Here is an 18856-nt window from a genome sequence, read left to right on the forward strand (position 1 = left end):
GTCCTACGATCCGCTGTTCGACTCGGCCCACCGGACGAGTCCCTCCAGGGCCCGGAACCAGGCCCCGGCGAGATCCTCGACCGTCTCGCGCGGCAGCAGTCCTTCCAGGTAGGACCAGTGCGCGGCCAGTACCGGCCCGTCCGCACGGTCCTCCGTCACGACGTTGATGCTCAGCGCGTGTCCCTCACGCATCGTGGACTCCGGGCCGATGTCGGCCGCGTCCTCCTCGGGCGCGTACGACCAGTCCGTCTCCTCCGGGATGCCGAACCGGCCGAGGTAGTTGAACTCGACCCGGGCGCCTTCGCGGGCCGCCAGGACCTCCCGGGTGCGGGGGTTGAGGTGACGGAGCATGCCGTAGCCGACGCCTCCCGCGGGCAGCGAGGCGAGGTGTGCGCGCACGCGCCGTACGGTGTCCGCGGCCGCCGGGCCGCCGGCGAACGCCTCGTCGACGTCGGCCGCGTCCGCTTCGAGCCGGACCGGGAAGACGCTGGTGAACCAGCCGACCGTGCGGGAGAGGTCGGCTCCGTCGCCGGCCAGTTCCTCCTCGCGGCCGTGGCCCTCCAGGTCGACGAGGACCGAGGTGCCGGACGTGCCGTCGCGGCGGCGCCGGTCGGCGAAGGCCAGGGCGAGCCCGGCGAGCAGCACGTCGTTGACGCTCGCGCCGAACGCCGCGGGCACCGTCGACAGCAGCGGCCCGGTGCGCTCGGCGGGCAGCCGGGTGACGACCTCGCGCTGGGTGGCGGTGGTGTCGGCGTCCGGGTCCGGCGTACGGGTCAGCGGGAGGGCGCCGGCGCCGTCCAGGATGTCCGTCCACACCGGCAGTTCCGCCTCGCGCTCGGGCGCCTGGGCCTGTGCGGAGAGCAGCCGCGACCAGCCGGCGAACGAGGTGTCCACCGGGTCGAGCCGGACCGGCCGTCCGGCCGAGACGTCCCGCCAGGCCGCCGCCAGGTCGGGCAGCAGCACGCGCCAGGACACCCCGTCGACGACCAGGTGGTGGGCCATCAGCAGCAGGCGTCCGGGCCGGTCGCCCGCGTCGAACCAGACGGCCCGCACCATGGCGCCCGCGTCCGGGTCCAGCAGGGCCCGGGCGGTGTGCGCGTGCTCGCGTACGGTCTCGGCCAGGGCGTCCGCGTCGAGCCCGGCCACGTCCACGACGTCGGTCCACGACCGCGCGGTGACGGCGCCGACGGGCGGCACGTGCAGCGACCAGTCCTCGGTGGACTCGCGCGAGGGCCTGACCAGGGTGGCCCGGAGCAGGTCGTGCCGGTCGGCGAGCGCCTGGAGCACGGTGGTGAGGGCGGGCAGGTCGAGCGCCGCGGGCGTCCGGACGAGCGCCGCCTGGTGGTACGTGGCGAAGGGGCCGCCCAGTTCGCGCAGCCAGTGCATGACCGGTGTGAGGGGCACGCCGCCGGTGCCGTCCTCCTCGGGCCGGTGCGCGGCCGCGTCGACGTGCTCGGCGACCGCGGCCAGCGCGGCGACCGTGCGGTGCCGGAAGACGAGGCGCGGGGTGACACGCAGGCCGGCCGTCCGCGCCCGGCTGACGAACTGCATCGCCATGATGCTGTCGCCGCCCAGGGTGAAGAAGTCGTCGTCCACACCGACCTGTTCGAGACCGAGCAGGTCGGCGAAGACCGCGCAGAGCGTCTCCTCGGCGGCCGTGGTGGGTGCGCGGCCGGTGGAGAGGGCGGAGAAGTCGGGTGCGGGCAGGGCGGAGCGGTCCAGCTTGCCGTTGGGGAGGCGCGGGAGGCGTTCGAGGAGGACGACGACGGCCGGGACCATGTGGTCGGGGAGCCGTGCGGCGAGGTGGCCGCGCAGGTCCGCCGCTTCCGGACGGGCGTCCGGGTGGGCGACCGCGTACGCCACCAGCAGCTTGCGGGAACCTTCCTGACGCACCGTCACCACGGCCTGGGTGACCGCGGGGTGAGCGGCGAGCACGGACTCGATCTCGGCCGGTTCGATGCGGAAGCCGCGGATCTTGACCTGGTCGTCGGCGCGTCCGAGGTAGTCGAGTCGCCCGTCGGCGGTCCAGCGGGCCAGGTCTCCGGTGCGGTACAGACGCGAGCCGGGCGCGCCGAACGGATCGGCCACAAAGCGCTCGGCGGCCAGCGCGGGGGCGTTGAGGTAGCCGCGCGCGAGGCCGCCGCCCGCGAGGTACAGCTCGCCGGTCACACCGGGCGGCACCGGCTGGAGCAGCTGGTCCAGGACGTGTGCCCTGGTTCCGGCCACCGGCCGCCCGACCAGCGGGCGGTCACTGTCGCGGACCCGCGCCACCAGGGCGTCCACGGTCGACTCGGTGGGCCCGTACAGGTTGAACGCCTCGGTGTCGCGCAGGGTGCCGAGCCTGTGCCACTGGGCCGGGGGCACGGCCTCGCCGCCGACGCCGACCACCGCGAGCGGGCAGTCGTCGCCGTCGAGCAGGCCGCTGTCGGCCATCTGCGCGAAGAAGGACGGGGTCACTTCCAGGAAGTCGAAGCGGTGCTCGCGCACGGCCGCGGCCAGGAGTTCGGGGTCGCGCCGGACCTCCTCCGAGACGATGTGGACGCAGTGTCCGTCGAGGAGCCAGAGCTGGGGCTGCCAGGACGCGTCGAAGAAGAACGACCAGGCGTGCCCGGCGCGCAGATGGCGCCGCCCGGTGATCTCGGCAGCCCGTGCGTGGAGCGTCTCGCGGTGGCTGTGGAAGAGGTTGCCGAGGGTTTCGTGGGTCACGACGACGCCCTTGGGGCGGCCGGTGGAGCCGGAGGTGTAGATGACGTAGGCCGGGTGTCCGGGCGTCAGGGGCGCGGTGCGCTCGGCGTCGGTGAGGTCGGCGGAGTCCTGGGCGGCGGTCCGCCCGGCCGTGTCGGGGTCGTCGAGGACCAGCGTCCCGGTGCCCGGAGGCAGGAGGGCCGCGAACTCGCGGGTGGTGAGGGTCAGCACGGGCCGGGCGTCGTCCAGGACGTCGGCCGTGCGGTCCAGCGGGGCGTCGGGGTCGAGGGGCAGGTACGCGGCGCCCGCCTTGTGCACGGCGAGCACGGCGGTCAGGAAGCCGGCGGTGCGGGGCAGGAGCAGGGCCACGAACCGTTCCGGGCCCGCGCCCGCCGCCACCAGCAGCCGGGCGAGCCGGTTGGCCTCGGTGTTCAGCTCGGCGAAGGTCAGCTCGACGCCGTCGGAGGCCACCGCGGGCAGCCCCGGGTACTCGCCGACGCGCGCCTCGAACAGCTCGGGCACCGTCGTCGGGGCCGCGGCGGGTGGCAGGGCGTGCCATCCCTCCCGCAGCCGGAGCCGTTCCTCCGCGTCGAGGAGGTCCACGCGTCCGATCGTGACGTCCGGGTCGGCCACCACGGCGCGCAGCAGGCGCCGCAGCCGGTCGGCGAAGGACTGCGCGGTGGCGGGGTCGAACAGGTCGGCGCTGTACTCCAGTACGCCGTCGACACCGCTGCCGTCGGCGCGCTCGACGAAGTCGAAGGACAGGTCGAACTTGGCCGTCGTCTGGGCCACGTCGTCGCGGCGGGCCCGCAGTCCGGGGAGCCAGGTGTCCTCCTCCCCCGACGCGAGGTACACCACCATCACCTGGAACAGCGGGTGGCGGGCGAGCGACCGGACCGGGTTGAGGACCTCCACCAGCCGCTCGAAGGGGACGTCCTGGTGGTCGAAGGCGGCGAGGTCGGTCTCCCGCACCCTGGCGAGCAGTTCCCGGAAGGTCGGGTCGCCGGAGGTGTCGGTGCGCAGCACCAGGGTGTTGAGGAAGAAGCCGACCAGGTCCTCCAGGGCCGCGTCGGTCCGCCCGGAGATCGGGCTGCCGATCGGGATGTCGTGCCCGGCGCCCAGCCTGCTGAGCAGGGTCGCCACCGCGGCCTGGAGCACCATGAACACGCTGACGCCCTGGGCGCGCGCCAACCGGTGCAGATCGGCGGCGAGTTCGGCGTCGAGGCCGAGATCGGCGGAGCCGCCCCGGTAGCTCGACTCCAGAGGCCGGGGCCGGTCGGCGGGCAGGGTCAGCTCCTCCGGCAGACCGGCCAGCGCCCGGCGCCAGTACGCGATCTGCGCCTCGCCGACCTCGGCGAGCAGGCTCTGCTGCCAGAGGGTGTAGTCGGCGTACTGCACGGGCAGGGGCGCCCACTGGGGGGCGTGTCCGGCGGTCCGGGCGGCGTAGGCGAGGGCCAGGTCCCGGTTGAGGGGTCCCTCCGACCACTCGTCGCCCGCGATGTGGTGCAGCAGGAGCAGCAGGGTCCACTCCCGCTCCCCCGTGCGGAACACATGGACGCGCAGCGGGGGTTCGCGGTCCAGTGCGAAGCCGTACGCGCCGGCCTCGACCAGCCGGACGGCGAGCCGCTCCTCGTCGGTCTCCTCGACCTCGAACGGGATGCCGGTGCCGTCCGCGTCCAGTACCCGCTGGAAGGCGCGGCCCTCCTCCTCGGGGAACACCGTGCGCAGTGTCTCGTGCCGGGCGGCGAGGTCGTGCACCGCGGCGCGCAGCGCGTCGACGTCGAGCGTGCCGGTGAGCCGCCAGGCCGAGGGGATGTTGTAGGTGGGGCTCGGGCCGTCCACCTGGTACAGCACCCACAGGCGCTGCTGGGCCGACGACAGCGGCAGCCGCTCGGGACGCGGTCGGAGCGTCAGCGCCGGGCGGGCAGGGCCCCGGAGCGCGCCGTCCCGGTCCAGGCGGGCGGCGAGCCGGGCGACCGTGCGGGCGTCGAACACCGTGCGCAGGGCCACCTCGGCGCCCAGGGCGGCACGGATCCGCGCGGTGAGGCGCATCGCGAGCAGGGAGTGCCCGCCGAGCGCGAAGAAGTCGTCGTCGACGCCGACCCGGGGCAGGCCGAGGGCGTCGGCGAACAGTGCGCAGAGGATCTCCTCGCGGGGAGAGCGGGGCCGCCCGCCGACGGTGCCCTCCGCCGTGAAGTCGGGGGCGGGCAGGGCCGCCCGGTCCAGTTTGCCGTTGGGTGTCAGCGGCAGGGCGTCCAGGGTGACGAAGGCCGCGGGCACCATGTGCTCGGGCAGGACGGCGGCGCAGTGGACGCGCAGTTCCGCAGGGTCGGCGGTCGCTTCGGGGGACGGGATCAGGTAGGCCACGAGGCGCTGGTCGCGTGCGACGACGACGGCGTGCCCGACGGACGGGTGCCGGGCGAGGACCATCGCCACCTCGCCGGGCTCGACGCGGATGCCGCGGATCTTGACCTGGTCGTCGGTGCGGCCGAGGAAGTCCAGACGCCCGTCGGCCGTCCAGCGGGCCAGATCACCCGTGCGGTACATGCGGGTGCCGGGCGCGCCGTGGGGATCGGGGACGAACCGTTCGGCGGTGAGGCCGGGGCGGCGAAGGTAGCCGCGGGCGAGTTGGACGCCGGCCAGGTACAGCTCACCGGCCACGCCGGGCGGGACAGGGCGCAGGGCGGCGTCCAGGACGTAGGCGCGGGTGTTCCACACCGGGCGGCCGATCGTCACCGGCCGCTCCTGCGCGGGCACTTCGGTCGCCGTGACGTCGACGGACGCCTCCGTGGGCCCGTACAGGTTGTGCAGCCGCGCCGGGAGCAGTTCGTGGAAGCGCTCGGCCACGGGCGCGGGGAGCGCCTCGCCGCTGCACATCACGTGGCGCAGTCCGGTGCAGCGCGCGGCGGCGGGCTCCTCCAGGAACTGCTGGAGCATCGACGGCACGAAGTGGACCGTGGTGACGGCGTGTTCCCGGATCAGCTCGGCGAGCCGGGCGGGCTCGCGGTGGCTGTCGGGCGGGGCGACGACGAGGGCGGCACCGGTGACGAGCGGCCAGAAGAACTCCCACACCGAGACGTCGAACCCGGCGGGGGTCTTCTGGAGGACCCGGTCCTCGGCGGTGAGCCGGTAGGTGTGCTGCATCCACAGCAGCCGGTTGGCGATACCCGCGTGCGGAACGGCGACGCCCTTGGGGCGGCCCGTCGAGCCCGAGGTGTAGATCACGTAGGCCGGGCTCAACGGGTCATAACGGCTCGGGAGTTCCGCCTCGGGACCCTCGGGGAGAGCGTCCTGGACAACGAGGACCGGAGACGCGTCGTCCAGGGTGAACGCCAGGCGCTCCGGCGGGAGGCCCGGGTCCAGTGGCAGGTACGCCCCGCCCGCCCGGTGCACCGCCAGCAGGGCCACGACCAGCTCGGTCGACCGGGGCAGCGCCACGCCCACCGTGCTCTCGGGTCCCACGCCCATCCCCGCCAGCACCTTGGCCGTGTGCTCGACGCGGGCGTCCAACTCGGCGTAGGTCAGGCGTTGCTCGCCGCCTATCAGGGCCGTGGCGTCCGGGGTGCGGGCCGCTTGGGCGCGGAACAGTTCGGGCAGGGTCGCCTCGGGCACGTCGACGGCGGTGTCGTTCCAGCCCTCGACGACCTGGTGGCGCTCGTCGGCCTCCAGGAGCGTCAGGTCTCGCACCGGCAGATCCGGTGCGGCCGCCGCCTGGTTCAGCAACCGCGCCAGGTACCCGGCCAGGCGTCGCGCGGTCGCCGGGTCGCACCGGTCCAGGGCGTGTTCGAGCAGCAGCACCAGACGGCCCTGACCGGCCTCGTCCACGAAGGTGAAGTGGAGGTCGAACTTGGCGGCGCCGGTGTCCATCTCGAACCACTCGGTGGGCAGGCCCAGCACGTCGGGGTCGCCGTCGGGCCGGTAGTGGTAGCCGAGCATCACCTGGAACAGCGGATTGCGGCCGGCCTCCCGGGGCGGGTTGAGGGCCTCGACGACGTGGTCGAAGGGCAGGTCCTGGTGCTCGAAGGCTGCCAGGGACGCCTCCCGGACGCGGGCAAGCAGTTCCCGGAAGGTGAGGCCGGCACCGGACAGGTCGGTGCGCAGGACGAGGGTGTTGACGAAGAAGCCGACCAGGTCGTTCAACGCCTCGTCGGTGCGTCCGGCGACGGGTGCGCCGAGCGGGATGTCCTCGCCCGCGCCCAGCCGGTGCAGCAGCGCTGCGGTGGCGGCCTGGAACAGCATGAACATACTGGTGCCGGTGGACCGGGAGAGGTCGCGCAGGGCGGCGCCGGTGCCGGGGTCCAGTTCCAGACGGACCCGGCCGCCGTCTCCCGTGGGCGTGTCCGGGCGGGGCCGGTCGAGCGGCAGGGTCAGTTCCTCGGGGAGGCCGCGCAGGGCCTCGGTCCAGTAGGCGACTTGGCCGGCGCCGACCTCGGCGAGGAGCGTGTCCTGCCAAAGGGTGTAGTCGGCGTACTGCACCGGGAGCGGAGCCCAGTCGGGTGCGCGGCCCTCGCGGCGGGCTCGGTAGGCGGCGTCCAGGTCGGCGAGGAAGGGCCGGTCGGACCACTCGTCGGTGGTGATGTGGTGCAGCATCAGCGCCACCACGTGGTCGGCGGGCCCGAGCCTCAGCACCTCCGCCCGCAGGGGCAGTTCAGCGCTCAGGTCGAACGGTCGCCGCTGCGCGTCGGTGACCCGTCCGGCCAGATCGCGCTCGGCACAGTCGCTGATCCGCAGTTCGGGTTCCGCCTCACCGGGCTCGGCGACCCACTGGTACGGCTCGCCGTCCTCGGCCAGGATGCGTGTGCGCAACGCTTCATGACGAGCTGTCAGATCGCCGAGAGCAGCCCGCAGCGCGTCCACGTCCAGCGGGCCGCGCAGCCGGAACACGAGCGGGAAGTTGTACGCGACCCCACCGCCGATCCGTTCGACCAGCCACAGCCTCCTTTGGGCGGCCGACAGCGGGATACGCTCGGGTCGTCGGTCCACCGGGACGAGCGCCGGGCGGGCGGGGCGGCCGGTCTCCGCGCGCAGGGCCAGTGATTCCGGGGTCGGGGCCTCGAAGAGGTCGCGGATGGCGAGTTCCGCGCCGAGTTCGGTGCGGGCCCGGCTGATCAGGCGGGTCGCGAGGAGTGAGTGGCCGCCCAGGTCGAAGAAGTTGTCCTCCGCGCCGGTGCGGGGCAGGCCGAGGACCTCGGCGAAGAGCCGGCAGAGCACTTCCTCGACGGGGGTGGACGGTCCGCGCCCCTGGGACAGGGCGACCGCGGGCTCGGCGTCGGGCAGGGCGCGGACGTCGAGCTTGCCGTTGTCGTTCATCGGCAGCCGCGGCAGGACGACGAACGCGGCCGGGACCATGTAGCCGGGCAGCCGTCGTCCCAGGTCCTCGCGCAGCCGCCGGACCAGGGCGCCCTGGCCGCGGGTGGCGGTCGGGGTGTTGGCGTACGGGGCGTCACCCCGGTCGGCGCGGGGGCGGTGCAGGCCGAGGGTGCGACCGGTACGGCCGGCGGGGACGAAGACGGCGTCGAAGAAGCCCGGTTCGTCCGACCAGGTGGTCAGGACGCGGTAGCCGTGCTCCGAGCCCAACTGCCGGATGTCCTCGGGTTCCTCGCCGGTTTCGGGCGGCGGCGCCGACTCCGTCGCGCGCAGGGCGGTCAGGTCAACCGCCGTGCGCGCGTCGGGGATCGCGCGGACCCGGAGGGCTCCGGTTCCGTCGAGTCGGGCGGGGAGGTCGGCGCCCCACGGCAGTTCGGGGGCGTCGTCCAGCCGGAGAGCGGAGTCGGTGTCGGCGTACAGGACGACGTCGTAGCGGTAGCGGGTCAGTTCGTTGTGGTGCCGTCCGGTCTTGGTGCGCAGCTCGCAGCCCAGGCCGAGGGTGCTGAACCAGTCCGGGTCGACGAGGAGTTCCTTCTCCAGGGCGAGGCCGCGGTCCACGGCCCGGCGCAGCGCCTCGGGTTCGGCACCGGTGCGCGCGAGCTGGATGCCGGTCTGGAAGACCCGTGCCTGCCGCAGGTCCCGTACGTCGCCGAGGAAGAGGGCGCCGCCGGGGGCGAGGAGCCTCATCGCGCCGCGGATCACCTTGGCCAGGTGGTCCAGGCTCGGGAAGTACTGGACGACGGAGTTGATGACGACGGTGTCGAAGTGGCCGGCCGGCAGGCCCTCGGTGTCCTCGGCGGGCCGGCAGCGCAGGTGGACCTTGCGGGCCAGCTCCGGGTCGGCGGCGAGGTCCTCGCCGAGCTTGCGGATGACGGGCGCGGCGAAGTCGGTGGCCCAGTACTCCTCCGCGTCCGGGGCGAGCCGGGACAGCAGCAGGCCGGAGCCGACGCCGATCTCCAGGATGCGCCTCGGGGCGAGTTCGCGGATGCGTTCCACGGTCGCCTCGCGCCACTCCCGCATGTGCTCCAGCGGGATGGGCGTGCCGTCGTAGGAGCTGTCCCAGCCGGCGAAGTCCTCGGTGCGGACGGCGGTGCCGATCTCGGTGTACTCGGCGGAGTAGATCTCCCGCCACTCGCCGATCTGCTCCTCCTCCGCCGACCGGCGTGTCTCGGCGTCCGGTTCGGCCGGGACGACGTAGCCGACGAGGCGCTGGGTGCCGGGGGCGGCGGTGTCGTCTCGGGCCAGCACGGCGGCCTGGGACACCTCGGGGTGCTGGGCCAGCGCGGTCTCGATCTCGCCCAGCTCGACGCGGTGGCCGCGGATCTTGACCTGGTCGTCGGTGCGGCCGAGGAAGTCGAGGTTGCCGTCGGGCCTGCGCCGCACGAGGTCGCCGGTGCGGTACATACGCTCGCCGGGGCGGCCGTAGGGGTCGGCGACGAACCGGTCGGCGGTCAGGCCCGGCCGGTCGAGGTAGCCGCGGGCCAGGCCCACTCCGGCGATGTACAGCTCGCCCGCCACGCCGTCCGGGACGGGCCGCAGCCAGGTGTCCAGGACGCGGGCGCGGGTGGCGCGGATCGGGCGGCCGACGGTGGGCGTGGCACTGTCGTGGGTGCCGCCGCCGAGGGTGTTGATGGTGTACTCGGTGGGCCCGTACAGGTTGTAGCCGTAGGTGCCCTCGGTGTCCCGCAGGGTGTTCCACACCGTCTCGGTGACCGCCTCGCCGCCGAGGAGCACCAGCGGCGGGCGGTGCCCCTCCAACAGGCCCTCCTCGATGAGGAGATGGGCGTAGGTCGGGGTCACGTTCACGACGTCGACGCGGTGTTCCTCGCAGTAGGCCACCAGCGCGATGGCGTCCCGGCGCAACTCCTCGTCGCAGATGTGCACTTCGTGGCCCTCGACGAGCCAGAGCAGTTCCTCCCAGGACATGTCGAAGGCGAAGGACACGGTGTGCGCGATGCGCAGGCGCCGCCCGCCGGCCGAGGCGATGGCCGGGGCGAAGATCTCCTTCTGGTGGTTGAGCTGCATGTTCGTCAGACCGACGTACGGCGTGACGACGCCCTTGGGGCGGCCGGTGGAGCCGGAGGTGTAGATGACGTACGCGGGGTGGTCCAGGCTGAAGTCCACCCGCACGGGGCCCTCGGGCAGCGCGGCGAGTTCGGCCGCGGTGCCGGGGTCGTCGAGCAGCAGCCGGGGGGTGTCGCCGCTCAGGGTCCGGGAGACGGCGCTCGTGGACAGCAGGAGCAGCGGGCGGGCGTCGGCCAGCATGAGGGAGAGCCGCTCGGCGGGGTGGTCCAGTTCCAGCGGCAGGTAGGCGGCTCCGGTGCGCAGCACCGCGAACAGCGCCACGACCGTGTCGATCGAGCGCGGCAGACCGAGGGCGACGACCTGTTCGGGTCCGGCGCCGCGGGCGATCAGCAGCCGGGCCATGCGGTCGCAGCGGGCGTCGAGTTCGGCGTAGGTGATCCGCTCGTCGCCGAAGACCAGGGCGGTGGCGTCCGGGGTGCGGGCGGCCTGCGCGGCGAGCAGGTCGGCGACCGTCTCGTGCGGGACGGGCTGCCGCTGCTCGTCCTCCTCGCGGGCCAGGGCGTCGGCCTCGGCGGGCAGCAGGGCGGAGAGCGAGCCGACCGCCGCGTCCGGGTCGGCGACGAGGCGGCCGGTGAGCAGCACGAACCGGTCGAGCAGGGCGCGCGCGCAGGTCTCGTCCAGCAGGTCGGGCCGGTAGGCGAGGGTGACGCGGACCCGTTCGCCGGGGGTGACGACGAGGTTGGCCGGGTAGTGCGTGGCGTCCACGTTGGCGACGGCGGTCGCGCCGTGCCGTTCGCGGAGTTCGGCGAGCCGCTCGTCGGTGTCGGCGTTGCGGAGCACGAACAGGGTGTCGAACAGCCGCCGGTGCCCGCTCTCCGCCTGGAGGACGCCGAGGCCGAGGTGCTCGTACGGCATGATCTCCAGGCGTTCGCGCTGAACGCGGCGGAGCAGCTCCAGGACCGGTTCGCGCGGGTCGAAGGCGATCCGGGCGGGCACGGTGTTGAGGAACATGCCGATGACGTTCTCGACGTCCGGCACCTCGCTGGGCCGTCCGGCGACGGTCGTGCCGAAGGCGATGTCGCTCCGCCCGGAGGCCCCGGCGAGGACCAGGCCCCAGGCGGCGTTGAGGACGGTGTTGAGGGTGAGGCCGTGCTGCCGGGCGGTGCCCCGCAGGCGTTCGGCGGTGCCGGGGTCGAGGACGGCGTCCAGGTGCTCGGGGACGACGGGTTCCAGGCCCCGGTCGTCCACGGCGGGGACGAGCAGCGTGGGTTCCTCGAAGCCGGCCAGCGCGGTGCGCCAGGCGTGGGTCGCGACGGTGTCGTCCTGGTGCTCCAGCCAGGTCAGGTAGTCCCGGTAGGAGCCGGGGCGGGCGAGGCTCGCCGGGTCGCCGCCGCTCTCGTACAGCGCGAACAGCTGGTCCAGGAAGAGCCAGGCGGACCAGCCGTCCCACAGGATGAGGTGGCGGCCGACGACGAGCCGGTCGCCGCGGCCGTCGCCGAGGCGCAGCAGCAGCATCCGGAAGAGCAGGGGGCGGGCGAGGTCGAAGCGCCGCGCACGCGACTCGTCCATCAACTCGGCGATCCGCCGGTCCTGTTCGGCCTCCGTCAGCGCGGACAGGTCGATCTCGGTGAGCGGCACCTCGGCGTCGCGCACGATGAACTGCACGGGCTGGCGCAGTCCTTCGCTGGTGAACCCGGCGCGCAGGGAGGGGTTGCGGGCCAGCAGGGTGCGGGTCGCGGCGCGCAGCCGCCCGGCGTCCACTCCGGCGGTGAAGTCGAAGGACTCGTGGACGGTGTAGACGTCCAGGGCGCTGTCGTCGTAGGTGGAGTGGAAGAACAGGCCCTCCTGGAGGGGGGCCAGCGGCCAGACGTCCTCGACGCGGCCGGGGGCGAGCAGGTCGACGCGTGCGCGTTCCTCCTCGGTGAGCGAGAAGGCGGACGGCGCGGGTGCGGCCGTCGGGTCCTCGGCCAGGGCCGCGGCGGCGAGCGCGGCCGGGGTGCGGTGTTCGAAGATCTCGCGCGGGCCGAGGGCCAGTCCGGCCCGGCGGGCCCGGCTGGCGACGGCGATGGAGCTGATGCTGTCCCCGCCGAGCAGGAAGAAGTCGTCGTCGACTCCGGCGTCGGGCAGCTTCAGTACGGCGGCGAAGATCTCCGTGAGGAGCTGTTCGCGGGGGTCGCGCGGGGCGCGCGCCTCGGCCCGCACGGCCCGTGGGGCGGGCAGCGCGTTGCGGTCCAGTTTGCCGCTGGGGGTGAGCGGCAGGGCGTCGAGGACGACGTAGGCGGCCGGCACCATCGCGGCGGGCAGCGCGGACTCCATGGCCGCGCGCACGGCGGCCGGTTCGGCGTCCGCGCCGGCGTCGGCGGAGGGTACGACGTAGGCGACGAGGGCGTTGTCGCGTACCGTCACCGCGGCCGCGGCCACGGCCGGCAGCCGGGTCAGGGCGGCCTCGATCTCGCCGGGCTCGATGCGGTTGCCGCGGAGCTTGACCTGCCGGTCGGTGCGGCCCAGGTATTCGATCACGCCGTCGGAGCGGCGGCGGACCAGGTCGCCGGTGCGGTACATGCGGCTGCCGCGCGGGCCGTAGGGGTCGGCGGTGAACCGTTCGGCGGTCAGCGCGGGGCGGGCGTGGTAGCCGCGGGCCAGCTGGACGCCGGTCAGGTACAGCTCTCCGGGGACGCCGTCGGGGACAGGCCGCAGACCGGTGTCGAGCACCCGCAGGCCGGTGTTCCACACCGGGCGGCCGATGGGCACGGAGGGCCCTTCGTCGGCGTCCTCGCAGGGGTGGTGGGTGACGTCGACGGCGGCCTCGGTGGGCCCGTACAGGTTGTGCAGCGGTACGCCGGTCAGCTCCCGCCAGCGGCGGGCGGCGGTGGCCGGGAGGGCCTCTCCGCTGCTCAGGACCCGGCGCAGGGAGGCCGCCCAGGAGGGGTCGTCGGTGACCTCGTCGGACTGGAGGAACGCCTCCAGCATGGACGGCACGAAGTGCAGGGTGGTGACGGCCTCCCGGCGGACCAGGGAGACCAGGTGGGACGGGTCGCGGTGGCCGTCGGGGCGGGCGAGCACGACGGCCGCGCCCTCCAGGAGGGGCCAGAAGAACTCCCAGACGGAGACGTCGAAACTGGACGGCGTCTTCTGGAGCACCCGGTCGTCGGCGGTCAGCGGATAGGCGCCCTGCATCCAGGCGAGCCGGTTGACGATGGCCCGGTGGGTGACGATCACGCCCTTGGGCAGACCGGTGGAGCCGGAGGTGTAGATCAGGTAGGCGGGGTCGTCGGGGAGGGCCCCGCGCCCTGTGCCGGGCTGCCCGGTGGGCGGTTCGTCGTCATCGAGGACGAGGACCGTCCCGGCGGCCCGCGCCGGCAGGCGTCCGGCGGTGGCGCTCAGGGTGACGACGGTGCCGGCTCCGGAGTCGGCGAGCATGTGGGCGACGCGGTCGGCCGGGTAGTCCAGGTCGACGGGCAGATAGGCGGCCCCGGACTTGAGGACGCCGAGCAGCGCGACCATCAGTTCGGCCGAGCGGGGCACGGCGACCGCGACGAAGGTGCCGGGTGCCGCGCCACGGCCGCGCAGCCGGTCGGCCAACGCCTCGGCGCGTGCGTCGAGTTCGGCGTAGGTGAGCCGTTCGTCGGCGAACACCACGGCGGTGGCCTCGGGGGTGCGGGCGGCCTGGGCGGCGAACGCGCGCGCCAGGGTCGTCTCCGGGACGGCGCGCTCCTCGCCGGCCGGGTGGGCGCGCAGCGCCTCGTCCGGGGAGAGCAGGTCCACGGCGGCGGTGGGGCGGGCCGGGTCGGCGGCGATGGCGTCGAGCACCCGGACGAGGCGGTCTCCGATGACGCGGACGGTGTCCTCGTCGAGCCGGTCCGTGTGGTGCTTGAGCCGCAGGTCGAGCCGCTCCCCCGGCTTGACGACGAGGGCGAGGGGGTAGTGCACGGCGTCGTGGAAGGCGTCGCCCGTGATCCGTACGGTGCCCGAGGGGTCGCGCAGGTCGGTCTCGGCCGGGTAGTTCTCGAACACCACGAGGGTGTCGAAGAGTTCGCCCTCTCCGGCGTGTCCGGCGAGCCGCTGGATCTCCGCCAGCCCGAGGTGCTGGTGGTCGAGCAGGCGTGCTTGTTCGTCCTGGAGTCGGATCAGGAGGTTCCCGAGGGACTCGCCGGGGGTCCGGGTCAGCCGGGTCGGAAGGGTGTTGATGAACAGGCCGACCATGGAGGCGATGCCGTCGACCTGGCTGTCCCGGCCGGAGACGGTGGTGCCGAACACCACGTCGTCACGGCCGGTGAGCCCGCCCAGGAGCAGGCCCCAGGCGGCCTGGACGACGGTGCCGAGGGTGACGCCGTGGGCGCGGGCCCGGTCCACGAGCCGTGCGGTGGTCCGCTCGGACAGCTCCACGCGGACCTGGGCGGGCCGCACCGGTGCCCCGGTGGCCGGGGTGCCGACGAGCCGGGTGGCCTCGTCGAGTCCGGCGAGCGCGGTGCGCCAGGCGGAGCGGGCCGCTTCGCGGTCCTGCCCGGCGAGCCGGCGCAGGAAGGCACTGTAGGGGGCCACTTCGGCGAGGGCCGGGGTGTCGGTGCCGTAGCAGGCCATCAGTTCGCGGTGCAGGACGGGCAGCGACCAGCCGTCCGCCACGATGTGATGGAACGTCAGCACGAGCCTGCTGCGGTCTTCGCCGAGGCGGATCAGCGCGCAGCGCAGCAGGGGCGGCGCGGTCAGGTCGAAGCCGGTCGCGCGTTCGTCCGCGGCCACCGCCTCGCCGAGGGTCTCGCGGACCGTCCCGTCCTGCGCGGACAGGTCGACCTCCCGCCAGGGCAGTTCCGCGTTCCGGACGACGATCTGCACGGGGGTGCCGTCCGGGCCCTGCCGGAACGCGGCCCGCAGTGGTGCGTGCCGGTCCAGCAGGCGCTGTGCGGCGCGGCGCAGGGTCGGGCCGTCGACGGGTCCGGACAGGTCCAGCACCTGCTGGACGACGTAGGCGTCACCGCGGGCGCCGCTGGTCAGGGAGTGGAAGAAGAAGCCCTGCTGGAGCGGGGTCAGCGGGAGCAGTTCGGCGATGTCGAGGGGGTGGGTGCCCTGGACGTCGGCCAGTTCGTCGGGGGTGAGTTCCAGGAGCGGTGCCGGCGCGGTGGTCTCGGCCACGCGCTCGACCGCCGCGCGGGCCAGGGATTCGGCGGTGCGGTGCCGGAAGACGTCCCGGGTGGTCAGGGCGAGTCCCGACTGCCGGGCCCGGATGAGAAGCTGGATCGCGGTGATGCTGTCGCCGCCCAGGGCGAGGAAGTCGTCCTCGGCCGTCACCGCGTCCAGCCCGAGGACTTCGGCGTACAGGGAGCAGAGCAGCTTCTCGCGCGGGGTCGCGGGGGCGCGTCCGGAACTCATCGCCCCGTAGTCGGGGGCGGGCAGGGCACGGGCGTCGATCTTGCCGCTCGGGGTGACCGGCAGCGCGTGCAGGGGCACCAGGGCCGAGGGGACCATGTAGTCGGGCAGCCAGGCGGCGGCGTGCGTGCGCAGGGTCCGCATCAGGGCGGCCACGTCGCGGAAGGGGGCGGGCCGGTTGGCGCGCGGGTACGCGCCGGCCCCGCGGTACGGGCCGGGGTGCGGCGCGGACGGGGCGCCGGCCCCGTCACCGGAGGGCTCGCGCAGGAGCACCACGTCGAGGGCGCCGTCGTCCGCGGTGCCGTTCCAGGTGACCTGGGCGGTGTAGCCGTGCCGGGCGGCGAGGGCGTGGAGGTCCTCGGGGTCCACCCCGGGTGCCGCCTCGCGGCTGCTGCCCTCCAGGGCGCGCAGGTCCGCTAGGTCGTCGGCGAGCCGCGCGTTGGGCACTCCGGTGACCCGCAGCCGGGGCGGCTCCTCGGCGAGCAGCGCCGACAGGGCGGTCAGGTCTCCGGCGGTGGCCCAGGAGATCTCGCGCTCGTAGGGGGCGGGGGTGCGGGTGCCGGGGCGCAGGACGACGTCGTAGCGGTAGCGGCTGAGTTCGTTGTGGTGGGCGGCCCGCTTGAGGCGGATGTCGGCGTCGAATCCGTCCAGTGAGGCGAAGTAGTCGGGGTCCAGGAGGAGTTCGCCCTCCCAGTTGACCGCGCGCTCGACGGCCTCGCGCAGTGCGCTCTTGTCGCGGTCGCCGTCCTCGGGGGCCCGGCGGGTCTCCACGGCGGCGCGCAGGGTGCGCAGCAGACGCAGGTTGCGCACGTCTCCGACGAAGATCCGGCCGCCGGGGGCCAGCAGGCGCGCGGCGCGGCGCAGCACGTCCTCCAGGTAGCCGGCGTCGGGGAAGTACTGGGCGACGGAGTTGATGACGACCGTGTCGAAGAAGCCGGCCGGGAGCCCGTCGGTGTCGTGCGCGGGGCGTGCGCTCAGTTCGACCTTGGCGGCGAGGCCGGGGTCGGCCGCCACCTGGGCGGCGAGCGCCCGGACGGCTTCGTGGGAGAGGTCGGTGCCCCAGTAGGTCTCGCAGTCGGGCGCGATCCTGGAGAGGATCAGACCGCTGCCGACGCCGATCTCCAGCACCCTGCGCACCGGGCCGAGTTCGCGGATGCGCGCGACGGTGGCCTCGCGCCATTCGCGCATCTCGGCGACCGGCAGGGGCGTGCCGTCGTACATGCTGTTCCAGCCCGCGAAGTTCTCGCGCGGGCTCTCGGACCCGGCGGCGCTGTAGAGGAGTTCGTGGACCTCCTTCCACTCCTCGACGTGCGCGTCCGTCTCGTCGTGCCGCGGCCGGTCGAGGCTGGGCACGACGTATCCGACGAGCCGCCGGTCGCCGGGGCGGTCCTCGCGGGCGACCACGGTGACCTGGTCGACGGCCGGGTGGCCGCGCAGCACGGACTCGATCTCGCCGGGCTCGATCCGGAACCCTCGGATCTTGATCTGGGTGTCCGCGCGGCCGAGGAACTCCAGCCGTCCGTCGGCGCGCCAGCGCACCAGGTCGCCGGTGCGGTAGAGCCGTTCGCCGGGTGCGCCGAAGGGGTCGGCCACGAACCGTTCGGCGGTGAGGTCGGGACGGCCGAGGTAGCCGCGGGCGAGTCCGGCGCCGCCCAGGTAGAGATCTCCCGTGAGTCCGGCGGGGACCGGACGGAGGTAGGCGTCGAGGACGTAGGCGCGGGTGCCCGGGTCGGGGACGCCGATCGGGACGACGGCGCCGGCCGGGATGTCCGGATCGCACCGTCCGAGGGTGGAGTTGGTGGTGGCCTCGGTCGGCCCGTAGGCGTTGAACATCATCCGGCCGCGGGCGTAGCGGCCCACGAGTTCCGGGGAGACCCGCTCGGTGCCGGCCAGCAGGGTCGCGGCGGGCGGCAGGTGAACGTCGTCGGGCAGGGCCGCGAGGAGCGCGGGCGGGAGGATCATGAAGGTGATGCCGTGGGCGTGGGCGTAGTCGGCGAGCGGCGCCCCGGGCACCCGGCGCTCGGCGGGCACGACGACCAGGCGGCCGCCGGAGAGCAGGCCGAGGCACAGGTCCCAGAAGGCGACGTCGAAACTGGGCGAGGCGAACTGCAGGACGCGGCTGTGCGGACCGATGCCGAAGCGTTCGGTCTGGGTGGCGACCAGTTTGGCGACCCCGCTGTGCGCGAGGACGACACCCTTGGGGCGGCCGGTGGAGCCGGAGGTGTAGATGACGTAGGCGGCGCTGTCGACGGTGAGCGGCGCCCCGCGGTCCGCCTCTCCGGGGTCGTGGGCGGGCCGCGCGGCCAGTTCGTCGGCCGTGGCCCGGGAGTCCAGCTCCAGCGGAGTCGTGCCGTCCTGGCCGGGCAGTTCCCGGGCCGTCTCCTCGGTGGTGACCACGCAGACGGGGGCCGCGTCGGCGAGCATGTACGCGATGCGGTCGGCGGGGTAGTCGTGGTCGATGGGGAGGTAGGCGGCGCCCGACTTCAGGACGGCGACCTCGGCGACGATCAGTTCGGCGGAGCGGGGCAGGGCCAGGGCCACGATGCGCTCGGGGCCGGCGCCGCGCGCGAGCAGGGCGTGGGCGAGCCGGTTGGCGCGCTCGTCCAGCTCGGCGTAGGTCAGCCGCTCGTCCTCGAAGACCAGGGCGACGGCGTCCGGGCGGGCGCGGACCTGCTCGGCGAAGAGGGCGGGCCAGGTCGTGGCGGGCACGGTGTGCTCGGTGGCGTTCCAGTCGTGGACGACCTGCCGGTACTCCCCTTCCGCCAGCAGTGCCAGCCGGTCCAGGGGCGTCTCCGGCCGGCCGAGCGCGTCGGCGAGCAGGGTCCGGTAGTGGCCGAGGATCCGGTCGGCCGTCGTGTCGTCGAGCAGCCGGGGGTCGTAGGTCGCCCGCGCCTCGCCGTTCTCGACGTGGAGCAACAGGTCGACCGGGCCCGGCAGTTCACCGGCGGGTCGGCGGGCGGTCGCGAAGGCGGTGTTGAAGAAGAGCCCGCCGCCGCGGGTCGGGCGGGGACGCAGCTCCTCGATCAGCATGGTCAGGGGCAGCCGGTGGTTCTCGGCCTCCTCCCACGTCTGCTCCACCCGGCGCAACAGCCCCTGGAAGGTGGGCTCGTGGTCGGTGCGGACCCTCAGCGGCAGCCCGTCGTGGCCGACGGTGACATCGGCGGTCTGGCCGTAGCGGTGCAGCAACGCGCAGAACGCGGTGAGCAGTTCGGCATCCGTGGCGTCCGGGACGCCGGTCAGGGTGCGGGTACGGCGTCCTGGGTCCGGCTCGGCCGGATGGGGTCGGTCGACGGGCAGTGAGATCTCCAGCGGAAGCGGTGTCAGCAACCGCTGCCAATGAGCCAGGACTTCCTCGGAACCGCACACGGACGCGCGTCCTCCCCGGGGGTCGTTCCCGGCCCTGGGCCGGGGGTCG

1 protein-coding gene is annotated in these 18856 nt (G+C 74.3%); it reads right to left on the minus strand.

What is annotated here, in order from left to right; all coding sequences use genetic code 11:
- Positions 1-3 precede the first annotated feature (3 nt).
- Positions 4-18807: an amino acid adenylation domain-containing protein gene (locus tag AB0E07_RS26140; protein ID WP_362256866.1), complete on the minus strand. Its 18804-nt coding sequence runs from the start codon at positions 18805-18807 to the stop codon at positions 4-6.
- Between the last annotated feature and the right edge of the window lie 49 nt (positions 18808-18856).

The sequence above is a fragment of the Streptomyces sp. NPDC048002 genome, from assembly GCF_040653275.1.
Classification (GTDB): Bacteria; Actinomycetota; Actinomycetes; order Streptomycetales; family Streptomycetaceae; genus Streptomyces.